This is a genomic window from Staphylococcus argenteus (genome assembly GCF_000236925.1).
Lineage (GTDB): Bacteria > Bacillota > Bacilli > Staphylococcales > Staphylococcaceae > Staphylococcus > Staphylococcus argenteus.
In genome coordinates this window covers 71,545-93,923 of sequence record NC_016941.1, presented here as the reverse complement: position 1 = coordinate 93,923, position 22,379 = coordinate 71,545, and the positions used below count along the sequence as shown (strand labels likewise).

Below are 22,379 nucleotides of genomic sequence, written 5' to 3'. Positions count from 1 at the left end.
CATATATTGTTAAATAATTTTACCTAATCTTAACATTAAATTTACAATTATAAGCGATAATCGACATATAAAGCTTATTTGAGGTGAAATAATGGAAATGTCGGTTACAGAAGTCATTTTCTCCTTTTTAGGTGGTCTAGGTATTTTCCTATACGGCTTAAAAATCATGGGAGACGGACTTCAAGCATCAGCAGGAGACAGACTACGAGATATTTTAAACAAATTTACATCAAATCCAGTATTAGGTGTTATTGCAGGTATCGTTGTAACTATTTTAATACAAAGTAGTTCAGGCACGACAGTTATCACAATCGGACTTGTCACAGCTGGATTTATGACTTTAAAACAGGCCATTGGCGTGATAATGGGTGCAAATATCGGTACCACGGTAACTGCATTTATTATTGGTATAGATTTAGGCGAATATGCAATGCCAATTTTAGCATTAGGTGCATTTTTAATCTTTTTCTTTAAACGCTCTAAAATCAATAACATTGGGCGTATACTATTCGGTTTCGGTTCTCTATTCTTCGGTCTAGAATTTATGGGTGATGCCGTTAAACCTTTAGCATCATTAGATGGATTTAAGCAATTAATGCTTGATATGTCATCAAATCCAATACTTGCTGTCATTGTCGGCGCAGGGTTAACAGCACTAGTTCAAAGTTCAAGTGCGACGATTGGTATTTTGCAAGAATTTTATCAACAAGATTTAATTAGTTTAAATGCAGCAATCCCTGTGTTACTAGGAGATAATATTGGTACAACGATTACAGCTATCTTAGCTAGTTTAGCCGGCTCAATCGCTGCAAAACGTGCGGCGCTTGTACACGTCATCTTTAACTTAATCGGAGTAATTATCTTCACAATTTTCTTGCCAGTTGTGATTCATTTGATTAGTTTGTTACAAGATGTATGGCACTTAAAACCAGCGATGACGATTGCAGTATCACATGGTATCTTCAACATAACAAATACTTTGATTCAATTACCATTTGTAGCAGGTTTAGCATGGATAGTTACAAAGCTTGTCCCAGGAAAAGATATTGCTGATGACTATAAACCTCAGCACTTAAACAAAGATCTTGTTTATCACGCACCTGGTGTTGCATTACAAGAAACTCAAAAAGAATTACAAAATGTGGGTCAGATTGTCTTATCAATGTTTGAAGACATTCGCGAAATTACAAAAGACGATAAAAAATTGATCAAGAAGCTCGAACAAAAGCATCAAGCCGTTGAAACAATTAATGACAGCATTCGTAATTATTTAGTTAGAATTTCTACAAAAGCCATTACGAAGGCAGACGTTGAGCGTTTAGCAGTTATGTTTGATGTCAATCGCTCTATTTTAAAAGTAGCAGAGCTAACAGAAGAGTATGTCGCTCAATTAAAACGACAACATGATGAAGATATTCGAATTACAGAAGATGCACAACGCGGTATGGATAAATTATTCAACCATGTTGCTGAGTCATTTGATAAAGCAATCGATATGTTAGATGTTTATGACAAAACGAAAAAAGATGAAATTGTAGAACGTAGTAGAGAATCATTTAATATTGAACATAAATTACGTAAAGGCCATATTAAACGTCTTAACCGTGGTGAATGTACAACAAAAGGTGGATTACTATATATCGATATGATTGGTGTTCTTGAACGTATCGGTTATCATTCACGAAATGTTTCTGAAGCACTTGTCGGTCTTAACGATGATGTTCCAACAGACGAAGAAATTGCAACAACTGAAATTTAATTTTACTGTCTTATTTATATTCATATTTTTTATAAAATTAGAGATTCAGATGCATGTAAAAGCCAATCCAATATTCATGGATTGGCTTTTTTGTTTAGCGAAATTCATTATCTCAAATCGGCTATAATCATTGTTATAACAATATTTTACTAGTATGCGGTAAGCATGACGGACACTGTTCTCGGAGTCTGACCCCCAATTATTCAATATACACTTTTACGTATTGCCCTAATTGAAGCATATTGCTATAAACTTCATATTAGATTTAGTTCCACATAAGTGTCCAAATTTTTAGAACAACGCAATAAAACCACCCACCTGACTTATCTAAAGTTTGGGTGGATGGTTTTTATTTTCGCTTATATTAGTGCAAATCTAATCATAGATTTATCTATATGAACTGCTCTATACATTTCCTCATTTAATTTGCTTTATTTTCATTTAAATATTCACCAAAATACTGGGCGTGTCAACATTATTATTTCGCGTCTTTTAAGCGCTTATCATCATTTGGAATCGCAAATAAGATTGCGATAAATGCAATGATACCCATTAATACGTTAACCCAAAGTGCAATCATCGCACCTGTATGAATGCTCGTAGCAGCAACTGCACCAGCATATACTGCACCACTAATTGCGACACCGAATGCGCCACCAAGTGATGAAGCCATTTTATAAATACCTGATGCAACACCTACTTTATCTAAAGGTGCATTTGAAATGGCAGTATCTGTAGAAGGTGTTGCATAAATACCTAAACCTAGTCCGAAACATAAATATCCTACAACACAACTGATAACATAAAAGATACCTGGTAAAAATACTAATGAAATAAGCGCAATACCAATGACTACAATGAATGTACCTAATAACATTGGTCGCTTAGAACCCATTCTTTGTAATAATTTTTCACCAACACGAATCATCAATAACACCATGATTAAATAAGTAATTGATAAGTATCCAGCCTGCAATGCTGTATAACCTAAACCTTGTTGTACAAATGTATTCGCTACAATTAATGTACCTGCGACACCATTTAATAAGAAGTTAGAAATCGTTGCACCTGTATACGGTTTATTTTCAAATAATTTAAAATCAATAAGCGGATTGTCTACTTTTTTCTCAACTTTTAAGAACATAAAGAATGCTACAACAACGACTGCAATTAAACCAAAGAACCATAGTGACGTATAACCAAGTGCCGCGCCTTTAGTAATGACAACGTTTAAACTTAGTAACATAACTACTAGAACGATTAATCCAACAACGTCAAACTTATGTGTATTGGTAACTTCTGATTTCGTTTCAGGTGTCCCTTTGATGAGTAACATTGAAACAATGGCAACGATAATTGAGAAGATGAAAATCCATCTCCACCCCATAGTTGTCGCAACTGCCCCACCGAAGAGTGAACAGATACCACTACCGCCCCAAGAACCGATAGACCAATAACTTAAGGCACGTTGACGCTCTGCCCCTTGATAATATGTTTTCATAATAGCTAATGTGGAAGGCATTATACATGCTGCTGATACACCTTGTATAATACGACCTAAAATTAATAATGCCGGTAAATTCGTAATAATAATTAAGGCTGAACCAATAATACTTAATAATAAGCCGATATTCGTCATTTTCACGCGCCCAATTTTATCTGCTAGTCCGCCTGCCCCAACAACAAACATACCTGAAAATAGTGCAGTTAGACTGACCGCAATACTAATTGTCCCCATGTCTGCACCAAAACTTTGTTGTAAGTTTGGTACAACATTAACAAGTGATTGTGCAAACAACCAAAATGTAATAACACCCAATACAATACCTAAAATTAACTTGTTGCCCCCGCGATATGTTTCATTCATGTTAGTTATCTCCTTTAAGGTAATCTAAAACAACTGTCCCTACAGCTTCTGCCGAAATAAGTAATGATTTTTCTGAAATGTTAAATTTAGGATGATGATGTGGGTAAATTTCACCATCTTCCACAGCTGCACCTGTATAAATAAAGGCACTTGGTCGTTCCTTAGCATAGTATGCAAAGTCTTCTGAAGGTGGTTGTGGTTCACACATTTCAATGCCAAAATCAAGATTTGCTTCTTTTAATGTGTTAGCTACGTACTCAGTGAATTCTGGATCATTATATAATGCAGGATAATCATCGTTATATTCTAATGTGCAAGTTACACCATACAATGCTTCTAATCCTTTTGATAAACGTTTAATTTCTTTTTCAATTGTTGCTTTTGTAGCATCTGTTAAACCACGTACATCGCCCTCAATTTCAACAATATCTTTAATGACATTGAATTGACCTTTACCGTCAAATGAACCGATTGTGACAACTCCTGTTTCAAATGGGCTTAGTCGTCTAGATACAACTGTTTGTAACGCTGTGACGAAGTAGCTACCTGCAACAATGGCATCATTTGCCATATGTGGTGATGAACCATGGCCACCTTTACCTTGAACTTTTAATTTGAAGAATGCACGTCCTGTTTGAACATAGCCCGGTCTGTAATATACATTACCTGTTTTCATCGTGCTCATGACGTGTACACCTAATACATGATCAACACCGTCTAATACACCATTTTCAATCATTGCTTTAGCACCACCCGGTGGTACTTCTTCAGCTGGTTGATGTATCACAACGACTTTTCCTGTAAAACTATCTTTCATTTCAGCAAGTGTCTCTGCTAATACAAGCATGTAAGCTGTATGTGCATCGTGACCGCAAGCATGCATAACACCTTTATTTTGTGATGCAAAAGATAAGCCTGTATCTTCAGTAATAGGTAAGGCATCAAAGTCTGCACGGATTGCTAATGTTTTACCAGGTTTCCCTGAATCAATCGTTACTTTAATCCCACGCGGTCCGACATTCGTTTCTACTTCCACATCTTTACCTTTGTAAAATTCAGCGATGTATTTCGCCGTTTCATCTTCATGAAAAGATAATTCTGGATGCTGATGTAAATAACGTCTGATCTCAATCATTTTGTCTTCTTTTGCTTTTAAAGTTTCAATTAATTGTTGATTCATATCCTTCATATCCTTCATCTCCTTAGTTACATCATAAATGATTAATCATTATTTATATTGCCAACAACAGAGATGTTAACCATTAATTTTTTGCAATTTTGACTTTGAATGTGAAAAATCACAAATTATGTATAACGTAATTTGTGATTTGTGATCATTTTATGAACATGGGTAACGTTTTACTTCAATTAAATGAATTCCATTTGTAATCATTTTAATATTTAATGCCAGCGTATCTGTAACATCTATATCGTACACTTCTAATTTTGGAAAACTCATTCGATTAACGTAATCTATAGAATCCTTGTCCATGCCATGTATTGTATGATGTTTTCGCCAAAGATTAAATAACGCACCATTTTCTTTATCTAAGGTAAAATGTTTAATCTTATACATACCGTCTTCTAGGGCATTTATGTTCAAATGAATCATTTCCGTCGCACGCATATTCATTTGATTGTCCAATGCTAAGTATGGATTGAAATGTTTAGCGTCATATAACAATATTTGAAAATTTGAATCAGTTCCCGTGACAATACATGTATCATCAGAATACAAAATATTGCTTGTTAATTTATTAAATAACAATGCCGTGAAATAGACCGGCCGTTTTCCATTATATTGATGAAACAGTTCAATTGAATTCATATAATCGCGTTCATTTTTACAATGACTGACGTGCAAATCATAATTCAACCAATACCCTATACCTTCTACCTTTGAGCTTAACTTTAATAATTGCTCAATGATGATTCCACCTCTAAAATATTCGCCGTTTGTAATAAATGTATCACCCGTCAATGTATTCCAATTGAGTAAAATGAGTGGGCGCTTTAGGTTATGACGATGCATTAAATCGATAAGGTAATTCGTTTTATTAATGATTATTTGACTTGCGGTTTTAAATTCATCATCATTCATTTTATTAAAATCAACAGCATCATTTGAATTGGCATCAAATACAAAATGGTCGATGTGTGGCTCAAGTCGTTTCAACAATGGTAAATGTCTTTGGGCTGTTTGATCTAAGTGAACGTACAAGCCACCATTTGGGAATAATGCTTTAAAATAATCAATCATTTCAATCAAAGAAGTATGCAATGTCGTTACATACAAGTTGAACTTCAAATCTTTTCTATGACTGACATGCAGAGCAACATGATGGATAAATACTTTAAATGCATCGATATAATCACGTGAATCATACTGATTTAAATGCATAGTCAGACTAAAATTATGATCTAGTAAAAAGTCTAAACATAAATCGATATCATAAAATATATTCGAAATTTCTGCATCATACGTGAATGGCGCATTGAGCTTTTGCATGATATATGGCATCACATCATAGGCTAATACTTCATTGACATGAAAATCATGATGACATGTAAGCAACTGTGATTGGTACTGTGTATTGAGCAAATTCCTCAAATAGCCCACTTGAATGATATGATTAAATTGATTTAGTTGTTGATTAGTTGGTTGTAAAGCAATCTCTTTATAGTTCACCTTTTCAATATCTTCAATAAAATGATTCATTTCTTCAATGTAGTCATTTAAAAGTAATATCAATTCACGGTCGTGATAGCCATGTTGTGTTGATTGCTGGTTTGTTTTAATTGGTGGGCGATCACCTCGATATTGTTTAGGCGTTTGATGCGTATAGTGTTTAAATGTTCTCGCAAAGCTCGCTGCACTTGAAAAGCCATTTTGCAATGCAATATCAGTAATCGTTTCATCCGTGTATGTCAAATCGAGTTTCGCATGCTCAATTCGTGTCGTATTTAAGAAATGCTGGAATCCTACACCTAGCGATTCAGTAAACTTTTTAGACAGATGGCTCTCTGACCACCCTACATATTCGCTCAATTCAGTAAGACTTAAATCTTCATGAAAATGCAGTTCAATATAGTCGCATACTTGATTCACTTTATTATCATTTAAGATACTTTGGTTCGAATGATATGTACGCGGGACATAATGAATCATATGCATAAGTAATTGAATCACAAGTTGTTGCTCAGTCAATTTAGACAACTCATTATGTCGAATATGTGTTGAAACCAGTCTTGCCATTATATTCCTCAGTTGATGTATATTCTTTGTTGTGGTCGCATCTGTTAAGTGAAAATATAGACAATGCGCATCATCAAACTTGTCTGCTAAATATTTCATTTGGAAATGGATATAACATATGATGCCATCTTGTTGAAGTTGAAATCGATACAAGTCGCGGTGGTTAATGATGAAAATGTCGCCACTGGCGCATTGCGTCATATTATTTTCATCATAAATATGTGCCTCACCTTTAATAACAAAACCAATCATTAAACCATTGAGCCTTTTGAAATCTGACATACTTTCAGTTTCTACTCGAATTAAATAATCACGTTGCATACTATCCCTCAATTCAGTAATATGAATACGTTTATTTTACATTATTTTATAGCAACATATTTGAAATTCGTATTGAGTCGTGTGGGAGGCAGTGAGGTTATTTATCCTCGCTCGGTTCAAGATGTAGACTATCAGTAAAGTATATATTTTCACCTTTTTTCTCTACAAAAGTAAATTCAATGTCTTTATATCCAACTGATGAACCTTTTAAATTCCCTGTACCTTTCAACAATAGCTTCGGCGCTTTTTTTGTTGGTATATCATATCTTTTATGTAATTGTTTTACATTATAATCATCATTAGTTAATTGATATTTGGCTGAATAACTCGGCACCTCTGGATTGTAAGATATATCACCACCTTTGTACTTCGATAAATCTTTAAAATTGCCATATTGAACGAAAAACTTAAAATTTTCGATTTCCTTTTTTATTTTTTCATCTTTGATATCTTTAGTAGGAATGATTTTATTGCCAACCATTTTAACGGGATATTCTTTATCTTTACTCTTAGGTCTACCATCTTCATCATGAAGTGTTTCACTCACTATATACTTCCCGGTTGTAGTCTTAGTGTTTCTATTCATATATAGAACCATACCTTTTGATTTCATACGTTCCCCTTTAGGTTGAATAACCATTTCAGAATTAATAATCCATGTGCCTTTATCATTTTTATCAAACTGATCATCACGATAGCCTTCTTTATCGTATAAATCCTCTAGATTTTTAATCGGATACATACTCAATGTCTTTTCAAAACTTTTCTTAATTTCCGCCTCTTTGCCCATGCTACAACCAGCAGTAATACTAATGACTAATATCAAAAAACTGATACCTAACACTAATTTGTTTAATCGTTTCATAATTTCATCACTCTCTTTTACCGGGATCGATTTCATATTTTGATCGAGTCATGATTATTTATCCTCACTTGGTTTAAAAATTAACCCATCACTAAAGTAAATGTTTTCACTTTTATTCTCTACAAACGTAAATTCAATGTCTTTATATCCAACTGATGAACCTTTTAAATTCCCTGTACCTTTCAACAACAACTTCGGCGCTTTATTTGTTGGTATGTCATATCTTTTACGTAATTGTTTTACATTATAATCATCATTAGTTAATTGATATTTAGCCGAATAACTCGGCACCTCTGGATTATATGAAATGTCTCCGTCTTTATAATTTTCCAAATCTTTAAAGTTTCCATATTGAACAAAAAACTTAAAGTTTTCGATTTCTTTTTTTATGTTTTCCTCATTAATTTCTTTAGTAGGGATTATTTTATTGTCAACCATTTTAACAGGGTATCTTTTTTCGTTGTCTTGATGTTTACCTTTATCCTCGCCCTTAATCACATTAACATAATAATAGCCATTTGTTGTTCTTGTATTTCTATTCATATACAGAACCATACCTTTTGATTTCATAGGTTCTCCTTTATTTTGAATTGCCATTTGAGAATTGATAATCCATGTTCCCTTATCTTTTTTATCAAATTGATCATCACGATAACCTTCTTTATCGTATAAATCCTCTAGATTTTTAATCGGATACATACTCATTGTCTTTTCAAAACTTTTCTTAATTTCCGCTTCTTTACCTATGCCACAACCTCCAATAAAAATTGTTAAAAATAAGAAACTAATACCTAACACTAATTTATTTAAACGTTTCATCACCTTACAACTCTCTTCTTTTTATTTTGTTTCCTTGAATCGATTTCATACTCTTTATTAGTCGCGATTATTCATCATTACTCGGTTTAAAATGTAGGTTAGCTGTAAAGTATATATTTTCCCCTTTTTTCTCCACAAAAGTAAATTCAATTTTTTTGTATCCAACTGATGAACCATCTAAATTTCCTGAACCTTTTAACAATAACTTTGGAGCTTTATTCGTTGGTATATCATATCTTTTACGTAATTGCTTTACATTATAATCATCATTGGTTAGTTGATATTTTGCTGAATAAATCGGGGCTTCTGGATTATATGAAATATCTCCATCTTTATACTTCGTCAAATCTTTAAAATTGCCATACTGCGCGAAAAACTTAAAGTTTTCAATTTCTTTTTTTATTTTTTCATCTTTGATTTCTTTTGTTGGAATGATTTTATTGTCAATCATTTTAACAGGATATTCTATTTGATTATCCTTAGGTCTGCCATCTTCATCCTTCTTTATTGCATTAACATAGTAAAATCCTTTTGCACTTCTTGTATTTCTATTTATCTTCAAAACCATTCCTTTTATATTTAAGGCTTCTCCCTTTTTCTGATTTGCCATTTCAGAACTAATAGTCCATGTCCCTTTATCCTTTTTATCAAACTGATCATCACGATAGCCTTCCTTATCGTATAAATCCTCTAGATTTTTAATAGGGTACATACTCAATGTCTTTTCAAAACTTTTCTTAATTTCCGCTTCTTTACCTATGCCACAACCTCCAATAAAAATTGTTAAAAATAAGAAACTAATGCCTAATACTAATTTATTTATACGTTTTATCATTTCATCACTCTCTTTTTTCAGAATCAATTTCATATTCTGGTTTAGCCATAATTATACTTCTTCACTTTTTTTATAATCTAAGCTATCACTAAAGTATATATTTTTACCTTTTTCCTCTACAAAAGTAAATTCTATATTTTTATATCCAACTGATGAACCTTTTAAATTCCCTGAACCTTTTAACAATATCTTTGGAGCTTTATTCGTCGGTATATCATATCTTTTGCGTAATTGTTTTACATTATATTCATCATTAGTTAATTGATATTTTGCTGAATAACTTGGCACCTCTGGATTATATGAAACATCTCCACCTTTGTACTTCGACAAATCTTTAAAGTTTCCATATTGAACAAAGAACTTAAAGTTTTCGATTTCTATTTTTATGTTTTCATCTTTAATTTCTTTTGTTGGAATAACTTTATTATCAACCATTTTAACTGGGTACCTTTTTTCATTCTCTTGGGGTCTTCCGTCTTTATCATTCTTTATTGCATTTACATAATAATATCCTTTTGTTGTTTTGGTATTTCTATTCATATACAAGACCATACCTTTAATTTTTAAAGCTTCTCCCTTATTTTGAGTCGCCATTTCCGAATTAACAACCCATGTCCCTTTATCCTTTTTATCAAACTGATCATCACGATAGCCTTCCTTATCGTATAAATCCTCAAGATTTTTAATTGGATACATACTCAATGTCTTTTCAAAACTCTTCTTAATTTCCGCTTCTTTACCTGTACCACAACCAGCAACGATACTGATGATTAAAAACAGAAGACTAATACCTAACACTAATTTATTTAATCGTTTCATAATTTCACAATCCTATTCTTTTATTGTCTTTCCTGGATTGATTTCATATTTTGATCGAGTCATGATTATTTACCTCCATTTGGTTTAAATCCTAAGCTATCACTAAAGTATATGTTTTCTTCTTTTTTCTCTACAAACGTAAATTCAATGTCTTTATATCCAACTGATGAACCTTTTAAATTCCCTGTACCTTTCAACAACAACTTCGGTGCTTTATTTGTTGGTATGTCATATCTTTTACGTAATTGCTTTACATTATAGTCATCATTAGTTAATTGATATTTGGCTGAGTAACTCGGTACCTCTGGATTATATGAAATGTCGCCATCTTTGTACTTCGATAAATCTTTAAAGTTTCCATATTGAACAAAGAACTTAAAGTTTTCGATTTCTTTTTTTATTTTTTCATCTTTAATTTCTTTTGTTGGAATGATTTTATTGTCGACCATTTTAACTGGATATCTTTTTTCATTGTCATGCGGTTTTCCTTCATCCTCGTCCTTAGTCACATCGACATAGTAATAACCATTTGTTGTTCTTGTATTTCTATTCATATATAGAACCATGCCTTTAGCTACCATATCTTCATTATTAGGTTGAACAACCATTTCCGAATTAACAATCCACGTCCCTTTATCATTTTTATCAAACTGATCATCACGATAGCCTTCCTTATCGTATAAATCCTCTAGATTTTTAATAGGGTACATACTCAATGTTTTTTCAAAGCTTTTCTTAACTTCCGCTTCTTTACCCATACCGCAACCAGCAGTAATACTAATGACTAAAAATAAGAAACTAATACCTAACACTAATTTATTTAAACGTTTCATCACCTTACAACTCTCTTCTTTTTTAAATGATTTACTTTTATAAATTACATATTAATATCAATTTATAACACTTTTTCACTTTAATATTATCAAAAAATTCACAAACAATCTGTTGAATTTATAATATTGTTGAATTATTACTTATTTTTAAAATAAAAACGAGTAGTGAAAATAATTAGAATCTAACTATTTTCATACTCGTCTTAATGTCATGATTGAGTTCTTATTTATTACTATCTATAATTTCGCTTACGATATCATCATATCCAGGCCACGGATATCCTGCATAGTCAACAATTAACCAACCCGTTCTAGCTTTCCCGTTTGCTTTAATCGTTTTTGCAATTTCAGGATTTATATGTGACGCATAATTGTAAGTACTATTAAATGCACTACCTCCAGACGCCACACGCAAGAAATTCACATATACATTGTCTTTGTTACTATCCGTTTTAGCTTTAGCCAATAAATTTTTAACAGCTTCAACTTTTTTATCATAGTAATCTTTGTACTCATCTTGTACTTGTAAATTTAAGCTGCCATTATTAATTTTCGTTTCAAATGTCGCGTTATCTGCCCATTGAATGCCTGACGTGTCAGCACCATAACCACTATTTATGTATGTGCCACCCATTCTATTGAATAGGACAATTTTACCTTTCGTCTCTTTTAAAGTAGGATTCGCGCTATTTCCTGTGTAAAAAAGATTCTGATATTGCGGATTATTAAAATAATACTCTCTAAAAATCTCTTCAAATGTCTTTGTAACTTTAGAATCGCTACCATAGTCCTTTTTCATAGACATCACAATTGTTTCGTTTGGATAGGCACTCAAATAATATTTAGCATCATCAAGAAATTTTCCTAATTCATGATGCAAATAAACCATGCCATGATGTACTGAAATGATATTATTAGCACTTGCTCTACCTCTAATATCAAAAAATCTAATCCCAGATTTCATTTGCGTAAGATAATCTTTATCTTGAGTCTTTGCCCAAACTGATTTTACTGGATCCTTTAAAGTGAATGAACCACTATCATGTGAACCCGGTATATTAATCTCAGTTAAATGTTTGCTATCATCAAGTTTACTCATCCAATTTTCCGGACTTTTACTCAACGAATCTGACGCTTGTGCAGAATGGCATAAACTACTCGCCACTATCAAAATGATACTTAAAAACAAAGTCTTAATACAATTTTTCATAACATCAACTTCTTTCTATATTTTATATATAAATTATACACCTTTTTAAAATAAAAATATTTATAAAATTTTAAAAACTATTTAATTGATGTTTAAGTGAGTTTATTATAGAAATTAATAACGTATGAATCAAAACCTTGTGATAGTTCTTTACATATGAGTTAAAAAAGGAGCTAGCTTTATAATCGCCAGCTCCTTATCTTTTATTTTTTATCTTCCATTGTGTAACATACGAGGCCAAATATAATACCACCTATGCTCCAAACGATTAAATCACTTCTAGTATTTCCTAAGTCAGTGATACCGTATATATCAGCTACAGTGCCTGCTGTCAGCGCCAATGATGTAAATAAAATTGCTACTAAAATCGATTTTAGTTTAACGAAATCCTTACTATTTTTCTTATTTTCTTTATCTTTGCCACGCCTAACATCGTACATTTTCAAGAAACGTAGTCCAATTAATGATTCAATTAAAATCAAAACGATGATGATTTGAGTAGTGATTGATAGTTTAGGCTCCAAAATGTGAATGAATATGTTAGAAATTACTAACGCAAGCAAAACGAGCATTGAATATGCATATAAAATGATAAATTTTGCCCCTTTTAATTCTTCAGTTGTTCCATTCTTGTCTGTTTGAGATCCACTTATTGCATTTAATATCCAGTTGTTAAATTTTTTCATTATTCAATTTTACTCCTTTTAAAATGTATAAATTGCTCAGTAATTAAGTATCAAGTAATACCATTATTAATAGTATATATCATCTTCAATCTAAACATTCATAAATATCACATGAATTAAAATTTTACTTACTTAAATCAAAGCTCTATATTTTATAGGTCTTTCGCTGATGAAGATATTATGTATAACTTTTTACTGTAACTATATTACTCAAATGACTTCAGTAGCTATTTAAATGCGCCTTAAACTTCTTTATTTTTTGCTTAATAAACGCATAAAAAAGAGCACTCCTGAATGAGCACTCTCATAATTATCCTTCAATTGTATTGTCGACTGTTTCGGCTTCTTTATTTTTATTTGTAACTTTTTTTGCAACAATTAACAACGTTGAAAGTACTGCTAAAGCTAAATAAGCATAACCACCCGCTTGTTTCATTACAAAACTACCGTAATAGTATCTTACGCCACCTTCGTCCATATAAATTTTCGTAGTGTGAACCAAAACTAGAGATAAGCCTAGACAAATTGACAAACCAATCGTTGTGTAAACCATGTATTTTTTAAATGTCTGTTTTTTCTTTTTTTGCGTATAAAACGGAAGAAAACATAATCCATAAGGCATTAAAAAAATGATACCTGCAATACCAAAGGTAAGTATGACAAGCCAAAAAAGAAACGCTGATACTATATAATATAGATAAAATTGAGAAATACCAGCCGTAGCCAAGATTAGAAATAAAAAAGTAGTAGCGAATTTATATGTCTCACTTACTTTATTAACTTGGTTAAAAAAGTTATCAATTGCTTTATTCTTTTTTGAAATATGTACTATACCTTCTATAAGCGCCCAAATAATACCACCAATAACTAACAAAGCAAAAACGGGGACTACGAGACTAATTAACATATCATTCACCTGCTCATCTATATTTTCAAACAATTGTGATTGAATTGAATCATTCTAATTTCATAAAGTTACTTATTCAATTTATTATATATATTAACTCTATGATAACAAAAATACTGTTTGTGTATAACAATAAATTAAGATACTCAATAATTTGATAATATGGAAATGATGCTTTTCAAAATAGTTGAGCATGACAATTTATGATGTGTTTTGCAATCAATATTTAGCAGTTGTCGTTATGATTTAAGGTGAGTCCAGTCGCCGTTGTAGTGCTTTGTAATTGTACTATTTTATAAGATAAATAAATGTTATAGATGACGTCATTCATAATTAATGCTATTTAAAGATTTGAAAAAAGTGTGAAACAATCGGGTCGTGCTTAGTGGCATTTAATGATTATGAGACGATTGAAGAAATGATCGAACTTCTGTAGTATCAAAGCTGTAAGTTACATAGATAAACTTAACGATATCCATGCTGCTATAAGGTGCACTTATCATTTACATAATGCACTCATATAGCAGATTATATATTGAATAACTCAAACCAATTTATAGTTTTCACGTACTAAAATTGTGTTTTTATCTTAACTAGTAACTCATGTAAAGTCTTAAACTCTTCTTCTGATAAAAAGCTCTTATATTTTTCATTGTTTTCTTTTATTTTTTTGTCAAAATCATCAATAATACTTTCTCCTAATGGCAAGACAATAATATCGTATTGTCTCGCATTTTCATGCTTTCTCGTACGTTTAATGTAATTGTGTTTTTCTAACACTTTTAGAGAGCCACCAATACTTGCTGTCGAAACGTTAAAGTAATCGGCTAAATCTTTTTGACTCACAGACTGATCTTGATGTGTATAAATATATTTAATAATGCGACCTTGTTGCGCAGATAATCCCAAATCTTGAATCGCTTCATTTGCATCAATTTTACTTTTTAAAGCAATTTCTTGAATTTCTCGTATCGTTTGAACAGCATAATTTGTCATAGTTTAAGACCCTTTCAATACGTAATTAATAATACAAACTCCCTTAGTACCTTTGCAAAAGTATTTAAGGAAGCTTGATTTAGTATAACTTAAATATGAATGTATCAACTGTAATTTTCAAGCATCACTGTTACATTACTCTTTAAAATAAAACTTCGGTAGTTATTTATCTTTAAATAACAAGTTGTCTAATGCTGATTTCAAAATACCTCTTGTATCTTCAGGTCTATTTTCAGAGCGCCAAGCTATTACACCATCTGGTCTAACAACTACTGCACCTTCTTCGCTTATACCAAATGCATCACAAAATGTTTGCTTACCTACATTTTTATTTGTTACTTGGAAAATATCAATCGTTGCTTCAAATTGACCAACCATTTCCTGGGCAATACCTTTCCATACTTTATCTGCTGTTAATATAATCCAATTGTCACCAACGATATCAAGTGTTGAACTTTCTTTTTTTTGATTATTAAAACTTAAATACGGTACTCGTGTTCCAGGTTGACCTTTCCATTGATCAAGACGTAAAGCTGATGGCAATGAGTCGTCTGCTCCAATAATTGCATCAGAGCGATATAATTCACCAAACTCTATCGCATCATCGTCAATTACAGCAATGTCGTAATTATTTTGTGTATATGATTTGTAATCAGGACGAGCAAACGTTTGATCATGTCGCATATTAGCCACAGGTCGACGTTCTTTATCATACGTATCTAACAAATCTGGTGTTGCTTTTTTAGATATAACTGCAGCTAGTTTCCAAGCTAAATTATATGCATCTTGGATTCCAGTATTTGCACCGAAACCTCCTCGTGTTGGTGGCAATGTATGTGCTGAGTCTCCTGCTAAAAAGATTCTACCTACTGAAAATGTTTTAGCTATTAAAGCAGCTAATTCCCAACGACCACTTGTAATAATTTCGATATCTAAATCGTTACGACCAATAGCTTTAATTATATCTTTATGCATCTCTTTTTCAGTTCGCTCAATATCGTCTTTAAACATTAATACCCAACGACTGTCACCATAACTTGTTAAAAAGGCTTTTAAATCTTCTTGATCTATATCAAATTGACGTACACCTGATTCTAAATATGCATCTAATGGCGCTTTAAATAGAACACTACGCATAATTCTTAAATCCCCAACACCTTCACGTTCAATTCCTAATTTTTCACGAATTGGACTACGATTACCATCTGCTGCTACAAGATAGTCGGCTGTAATTTCGTATTCTTCATTATTTTCACGGTTTCTAACAGTTGCAGTAACACCATATTTATCTTGACTAAATGAGACTAGCTCTGTGTTCATTCTAATGTCTGAGCCAAGTTCTATAGCACGATTCATAATGATAGGTTCTAATTTATCCTGCGCAATTGCGGCACCATTAAATGGTGAGTAACTAACTTTACTTTCATCAACATCACCAGGTGTCCATTCTGTTTCCTCAAACCATTCACCGTCTAAACTTTCAATTCTAGCTCTTCTTAATCGGAAATTAGATGGTGACTGTGGAATCAATTTTGCGATATCAATTTTATCGAATATTTCCATAGTTCTAGGAGTAAATCCCATCGCTTTAGGATGCAACGCACTACCCGGATGACGTTCAATTACAATATTTTTCACATTTTGGTTTGATAAAAATGCACTAGTAGACAAACCTACTAAACTACCACCTACTACAAGTACAGACGTATGATTATCTCTATTATTCATCTTAAAGACTCCTTTTAATTTCAATTTTAAAAGTAGTTAATTCTATAGTTAGTTGCTTATCTGTTAAGTACTTTACTATTTTGGCGAATGAATGTCAAGCCTTTAAAATTTTAACTAATATGAGCTTGTTTGAAGGCTTAGAGTGCGTAGTTTAATACAATACAAAATTAAATTTTCCAATGCTATATATTCTGAAACCAGTGCTTTCGGACTATATTTTAAAAGTTAGAACAAAAAATATGCACCTCAAAATTTAATTAACGAAGTACTTTTTTATGCGTAACTATTTTAAATTGATTGTGTGTACACCCTCGCTTCACTTTTTCAAATCATTTTTTACGATTTTAAATAGATCAGTGAGATTTGTTGCTTCGGCAAAGTCTGGAATTAATATCATTTCCTTAGCACCTGGATATGGCGAAACTAATGTATTATCTTGCAATTGATGACGTGCACTTTTAGTCGCTTTGACCAGCAATCTATTATCATACAAACCACCTATAACAACACCATCATAGTAAATAATATATTCTCCCATCATCTTTCTAGTTTTAACGTCACTTGAATTCACTAGATTTAAAAACAAATCATTTATATCTTGCTCTGTCGCCATTGTAATCGCCCCTTCAGTTTTATGTTTAATCACATTCGTATTCATAAATTATTTCGAGTTGTTCTTAATTTTATCTATCATTATATGCGTAGTTAAAATCAGGCCTATGGAAAAGAAAATAATGATAACAATGTTAAGAAATATAGTTATAAAATTATAGTTTGGTAAGTACGCGAATAACAGAAACATAGGTACTGCAAAAAACAAATCCCACCAACCTAAACCTTTTAAAGATTGCTTTAAATCTCCCATAATATCACCTTTCTAAATTTGTCTTTGTTAAAAGGTAACGTAAAAATCACTTTACTGTAAAAGTAGCCAAAGAAAATTCTGAATCATATTAATAAGTAGTGTATCATTAATAATGAACAATTTAACGTGATAATCCTTGATTTGTATATTGATCAACTTACCACAATATTCATTTTAGACTACTCTTAGACTTCCCTTTCAAATGGTTTTATCTATTGAAATTCCTTTTGTATAAGTTCGTCTTTTGTGGTAATATCATCATGCATAAAAAATCGAGATACTAATTATAAAGAGGGTATAAATATATTATGAAAGAAAATTTTTGGAGTGAATTACCACGTCCATTTTTTATTTTGGCGCCAATGGAAGACGTTACAGATATCGTCTTTCGACATGTTGTAAGTGAAGCAGCTAGACCGGATGTGTTTTTCACTGAATTTACAAATACTGAGAGCTTTTGCCATCCTGAAGGCATACATAGTGTGCGCGGACGCTTAACTTTTAGTGAAGATGAACAGCCGATGGTAGCTCATATATGGGGAGATAAGCCAGAACAGTTCCGTGAAACGAGTATTCAATTAGCTAAAATGGGTTTCAAAGGTATTGATTTAAATATGGGATGTCCTGTAGCAAATGTTGCTAAAAAAGGTAAAGGTTCCGGATTAATCTTAAGACCTGACGTCGCTGCCGAAATTATTCAAGCAACTAAAGCAGGTGGGCTTCCGGTAAGTGTTAAAACACGCCTTGGCTACTATGAAATCGATGAATGGAAAGATTGGTTGAAGCACGTGTTAGAACAAGACATTGCAAATTTATCTATTCATCTTCGTACACGTAAAGAAATGAGTAAAGTAGATGCACACTGGGAATTAATCGAAGCTATTAAAAATTTACGTGACGAAATTGCACCAAATACATTGTTAACAATTAACGGTGATATTCCCGATAGAAAAACAGGACTTGAACTTGCAGAAAAATATGGCATTGATGGCGTCATGATTGGTAGAGGCATTTTCCATAATCCATTCGCATTTGAAAAAGAACCACGCGAACACACAAGCAAAGAACTATTAGACCTGTTGAGATTACATTTATCATTGTTTAACAAATATGAAAAAGATGAAATAAGACAATTCAAGAGCTTGCGTAGATTCTTTAAAATCTATGTGCGTGGCATAAGAGGCGCTAGCGAACTTCGCCATCAATTGATGAACACACAATCAATTGCAGAAGCACGAGCACTTCTAGATGAATTTGAAGCCCAAATGGACGAAGACGTTAAAATTGAATTATAGTATGAGTAATAAAGGTTAAGGAGGAATTTTAGTTTCCTCCTTTTTTGTTTGTGTGAAATATTTAAAACCATAATAAATTTAAAGAAATATATTCAATAGTGTAATTTTGAATATATTTTCATTGGTATAAAGCTGTTCTGCATAAAAACACTAAAGATATAAATTATCATCGCTACTTTATATAATTCTATTATCTGGAAAATACATTATTCAATATTTCTTAATTTCAGGGAATAACTCTTTTTGGTAATCACTACCTAACTCATAAAAAATAGTCTCATTATATTTCTCATCATAACCAGGAGTAAAAAGTAGGCAATTAATTTTATTCTTATCATCTAATTTTGCTATTATACCTCCAACCAAATTCATTTTCTTTTTCGCAATTTCAGATCGAAAACATACATTATATGACTTTTTATCAAATGTTGAAATATATGCCCAAGCATCTTGAATTACTTCAGGAGGTAAATCAAAGAAATTTTTTTGCAATAAGTTCTGAAGTTTTGTATAAGTGTTCAGTACCTTCACCTACTTCCCTACTATATTCTTCCTTCAGAAAATTATTAATCATTTCATGTATAAATATTGCTTTTCTACTTTTTATATTTAATTTTTCATAATTATATTCTCCTCCAATTATATTAACGTTTATATCCTCTACCGCAGTATATTTTATCAATAAAAAAATTGTCCAGGTTTAATTTTTAATTCATTAATACAAACATAAGGGTCTATCGGAGATACATATAATAATGATTCCCCAATTTTGTTTAATCGCCCAGGCTTTTTTACTAACTTTTCTGGAGGATTCCAAAAGTCTTGAGGATTTTGCATAATTTGATCTATTTTATCAACTTTATCAACATTAAGTTCCCTTACTCTAAAAAAGTTTGTACCCGCAGGGTAATGCTTTAGATTAACTATATAACTAAAACCTTTTTTCCATCACATAATGTTTTAAAAATCTCTTTGTTTAAATCATTGTTATTCATATTTCTAATATCTAAATTTCTGAACCTTTTAATTTTATCTTGTAATATATACTCGTCCACACACTCTAATTTTTTTACAACTTCTTCGTAATTATAAGTAGACATATCATAATCCTTTCTGCATATTATTAATTGAACTTTTGACTTTGAATATCTATACTAAATTCTTTTATGCTAAAATATATTTCAAATAAGTAATAAAAACATTCTTAACATTTAGTATAAAAACAATGATGTCTCTTCGGGGCTTATTATATTTTCCATATTCTCAATATAATCTGTATCAATTATATTTTTTAATTCAACTTGATTTTTAATTCCTTTAATCCAAGAAATATTGAATATTTTCTCTCTGTTGCCACATACAAATTCACATAAATTAGTGTCATATTTCAAAGAGTTAAGTTCTTTAATTGTCAATCTTTGTAACCATATATTGACTAAATCCACATTAGGGGTACTAGATACCTTTTTAATAATTTTTTCTATGATTTTTTGTTTTTCACATATATCAAATGAATTGATAAACGAACTTATTATTGCTATACATAATGGAGTGGTCTTAAGATTGGTCATCATTATTTCCGTCAATATACTTATACATTGTATATTGTAAGTATGTTCATTTAATTTAATATCATCTAATCTATATACATGGAATTCATTTAACATTTTCATGACACTTCCAGAATTAGGGTATCTTTTGCTAAACATTAGTATCTTTAATAAATGTTTTGGCAAATTCAAATGAAATACCAATTCATTTGGACTAATCTTTGTATAGATAGACGAAATGATATCCTGATAAGAAATTTTATCTTCTTTTATTGAAGAAATAATAATATCTTCTGAGTATACTGTTTTCTTAGAATTCAATTTAAAATTTAATGTCATTAAAACAACGTTTAAAGCCTTTGTAACTATATTAATAGTTTCGCTATCATTAGCAAATATCCTATAATCATCTCTATATCTAATTATTTTATAATCAATATCATAATCTCCTATTTTGTTTTCTAGTAATTTATCTGCATAAGTTAAAATTATTTCGGCAACAAAATCCATCAATATACTTCCTTGAGGAATTCCATTAGTCTGGTTATTTTGCATTAATTGTATTAAATAGTCAATTTTATTACCAAGCAAATTTTTGTTTCTTTTTTGGTTCTTCGCATGATTTTTACCATGAATAGCCCAGGAAATAACGTGTGTATAAATTGATCCATAACAATTGCTAATGTCTAAATGTATAATTTTTTTATAATCTAAAGCATATACTATTGACTCTTGCTCAACCTCATCCCACCAATTATAAATTTGTTCTTTCTTATCTTTAGTGCTAATCTGAGACTCTACTGGTATGCTAGCCACTGTAATTCTTTCCACTTTATTATTATTAAAGCAATTGACTAATTGATACCATACATCCGTTCGTGTCAAATATCTAACTAAATAAATGTATAAATATGGATTTATAATTTCTAAAGGACGCCAATCAAAATTCCCATCTTTGTTTGCATATATTTTACAGTTAATATCGTCTTGTTCTTTCAAATTGTTCATCTTTACATAATTTTTAACATTATTCTCATTTATTTTTTCAAATTTATTATTAATTTCTTCTAATATACAATCAAAATTAAAGTATCCAGGTAAATCAATACTACAGTAACTTTGACTTTTTAATAAAAATGCTCTAGCTTCTTTATTGCTCATTTCAGTTATTAATTTTAATTTATCCATAGATATCTTTTCCCCTACTTATGATACGCCTCTCCCTATCAGTGATTTTGCTAAAAAACTTTCAAAGTTATTATTCTTCAACAAATACTTTAGTTAATTTTTGATAGTCAATCTTAGCTACAGCTCCGGCGTCAGTTTCTACTAAACCGTATTCATACTACATCCTCATGTTCAGACTTATTAACATAAAAACTCACAGAATGATCTACTTTATCTTCAATTTTTTTAAAAAGTTCCATTTTCTAAATGGTAATCTTGCTCTTTTATAATACTAATACCTATATCTGGAGCATTGCTAGCTGTCACTTCGCTTTCATCCGTATACTAAATAATAAAGTATTTACTAATATAGTTATGGTAAAAATATTTGTTTTTATATCTTGACTCAGATTTAATTCTTATTGTTTATTTTCTTAAGTAGTAGTTCTCGAAATTGCACCACACTGCATCCAATTCCTCAATAATATACATTCCATTCGTTTAGTATTAGTTTTCTAATTCCAACTTAATCACAAAGAAATTATTTGTATGAAAGTTATTTTTGTCTCTGCTTATTTAGAAATTGAATGTCAATTAATTT

The 22,379-nt window shown here is 31.2% G+C and carries 19 protein-coding genes; 2 read left to right on the top strand and 17 right to left on the bottom strand.

Features of this window, described 5'->3' with window-relative positions; all coding sequences use genetic code 11:
• The first annotated feature begins 97 nt into the window (after positions 1–97).
• The gene (locus tag SAMSHR1132_RS00415) at positions 98–1,759 is read left to right on the top strand and encodes a Na/Pi cotransporter family protein (RefSeq protein WP_001800966.1); all 1,662 of its coding nucleotides are present in this window, start codon (positions 98–100) and stop codon (positions 1,757–1,759) included.
• Between the two features lie 478 nt (positions 1,760–2,237).
• On the opposite strand, the gene norC is transcribed toward SAMSHR1132_RS00415, so the two are convergent.
• The 15 genes from norC to SAMSHR1132_RS00340 all read right to left on the bottom strand — a co-directional run bounded on the left by norC (position 2,238) and on the right by SAMSHR1132_RS00340 (position 17,766).
• A complete protein-coding gene (norC, locus tag SAMSHR1132_RS00410) occupies positions 2,238–3,626 on the bottom strand; it encodes a multidrug efflux MFS transporter NorC (RefSeq protein WP_001006437.1) in 1,389 nt (462 codons plus the stop codon).
• A 1-nt stretch (position 3,627) separates the two neighbouring features.
• Positions 3,628–4,806, bottom strand: a complete 1,179-nt coding sequence (locus tag SAMSHR1132_RS00405) for a M20 family metallopeptidase (RefSeq protein ID WP_042355841.1) — start codon at positions 4,804–4,806, stop codon at positions 3,628–3,630.
• A 159-nt stretch (positions 4,807–4,965) separates the two neighbouring features.
• A complete protein-coding gene (gene aryK, locus SAMSHR1132_RS00400) occupies positions 4,966–7,203 on the bottom strand; it encodes a transcriptional regulator AryK (RefSeq protein WP_001188477.1) in 2,238 nt (745 codons plus the stop codon).
• A 97-nt stretch (positions 7,204–7,300) separates the two neighbouring features.
• Positions 7,301–8,071, bottom strand: coding sequence for a tandem-type lipoprotein (locus SAMSHR1132_RS00395; RefSeq protein ID WP_174221210.1), 771 nt, complete (start codon positions 8,069–8,071; stop codon positions 7,301–7,303).
• A gap of 51 nt (positions 8,072–8,122) precedes the next feature.
• Positions 8,123–8,890, bottom strand: a complete 768-nt coding sequence (locus tag SAMSHR1132_RS00390; protein ID WP_000977792.1) for a tandem-type lipoprotein — start codon at positions 8,888–8,890, stop codon at positions 8,123–8,125.
• 64 nt (positions 8,891–8,954) lie between these two features.
• A complete protein-coding gene (locus tag SAMSHR1132_RS00385) occupies positions 8,955–9,722 on the bottom strand; it encodes a tandem-type lipoprotein (RefSeq protein ID WP_000595806.1) in 768 nt (255 codons plus the stop codon).
• Between the two features lie 51 nt (positions 9,723–9,773).
• Positions 9,774–10,544, bottom strand: coding sequence for a tandem-type lipoprotein (locus SAMSHR1132_RS00380; protein WP_096001293.1), 771 nt, complete (start codon positions 10,542–10,544; stop codon positions 9,774–9,776).
• Positions 10,545–10,606: 62 nt separating this feature from the next.
• The gene (locus tag SAMSHR1132_RS00375; RefSeq protein ID WP_000977804.1) at positions 10,607–11,377 is read right to left on the bottom strand and encodes a tandem-type lipoprotein; all 771 of its coding nucleotides are present in this window, start codon (positions 11,375–11,377) and stop codon (positions 10,607–10,609) included.
• A gap of 220 nt (positions 11,378–11,597) precedes the next feature.
• Positions 11,598–12,584, bottom strand: coding sequence for a phosphatidylinositol-specific phospholipase C (locus tag SAMSHR1132_RS00370; protein WP_000786506.1), 987 nt, complete (start codon positions 12,582–12,584; stop codon positions 11,598–11,600).
• 203 nt (positions 12,585–12,787) lie between these two features.
• The gene (locus SAMSHR1132_RS00365) at positions 12,788–13,270 is read right to left on the bottom strand and encodes a hypothetical protein (RefSeq protein ID WP_000714389.1); all 483 of its coding nucleotides are present in this window, start codon (positions 13,268–13,270) and stop codon (positions 12,788–12,790) included.
• Positions 13,271–13,580: 310 nt separating this feature from the next.
• On the bottom strand, positions 13,581–14,177 hold the full coding sequence (locus SAMSHR1132_RS00360) for a hypothetical protein (protein ID WP_000908961.1): 597 nt from the start codon (positions 14,175–14,177) through the stop codon (positions 13,581–13,583).
• A 570-nt stretch (positions 14,178–14,747) separates the two neighbouring features.
• Complete coding sequence (locus SAMSHR1132_RS00355) at positions 14,748–15,173, bottom strand: MarR family winged helix-turn-helix transcriptional regulator (RefSeq protein WP_000186204.1); 426 nt, start codon at positions 15,171–15,173, stop codon at positions 14,748–14,750.
• Positions 15,174–15,335: 162 nt separating this feature from the next.
• Positions 15,336–16,901 carry an FAD-dependent monooxygenase gene (locus SAMSHR1132_RS00350; protein ID WP_001064958.1) on the bottom strand — a complete coding sequence of 522 codons (1,566 nt, stop codon included), beginning with the start codon at positions 16,899–16,901 and terminating at the stop codon, positions 15,336–15,338.
• 316 nt (positions 16,902–17,217) lie between these two features.
• Complete coding sequence (locus SAMSHR1132_RS00345) at positions 17,218–17,514, bottom strand: TfoX/Sxy family protein (RefSeq protein WP_000190004.1); 297 nt, start codon at positions 17,512–17,514, stop codon at positions 17,218–17,220.
• 48 nt (positions 17,515–17,562) lie between these two features.
• Positions 17,563–17,766: a DUF6007 family protein gene (locus SAMSHR1132_RS00340; protein WP_000502636.1), complete on the bottom strand. Its 204-nt coding sequence runs from the start codon at positions 17,764–17,766 to the stop codon at positions 17,563–17,565.
• Between the two features lie 308 nt (positions 17,767–18,074).
• On the opposite strand from SAMSHR1132_RS00340, the gene SAMSHR1132_RS00335 reads away from it, so the two are divergent.
• Positions 18,075–19,061: a tRNA dihydrouridine synthase gene (locus SAMSHR1132_RS00335; RefSeq protein WP_000662038.1), complete on the top strand. Its 987-nt coding sequence runs from the start codon at positions 18,075–18,077 to the stop codon at positions 19,059–19,061.
• Between the two features lie 210 nt (positions 19,062–19,271).
• On the opposite strand, the gene SAMSHR1132_RS00330 is transcribed toward SAMSHR1132_RS00335, so the two are convergent.
• Both SAMSHR1132_RS00330 and SAMSHR1132_RS00320 read right to left on the bottom strand, forming a co-directional pair.
• Positions 19,272–19,553 (bottom strand): hypothetical protein, encoded by a 282-nt coding sequence (locus SAMSHR1132_RS00330; RefSeq protein WP_001171263.1) that lies wholly within the window; start codon positions 19,551–19,553, stop codon positions 19,272–19,274.
• Positions 19,554–20,272: 719 nt separating this feature from the next.
• Positions 20,273–21,799, bottom strand: a complete 1,527-nt coding sequence (locus tag SAMSHR1132_RS00320; protein WP_000359390.1) for an RNA-directed DNA polymerase — start codon at positions 21,797–21,799, stop codon at positions 20,273–20,275.
• Positions 21,800–22,379 lie beyond the last annotated feature (580 nt).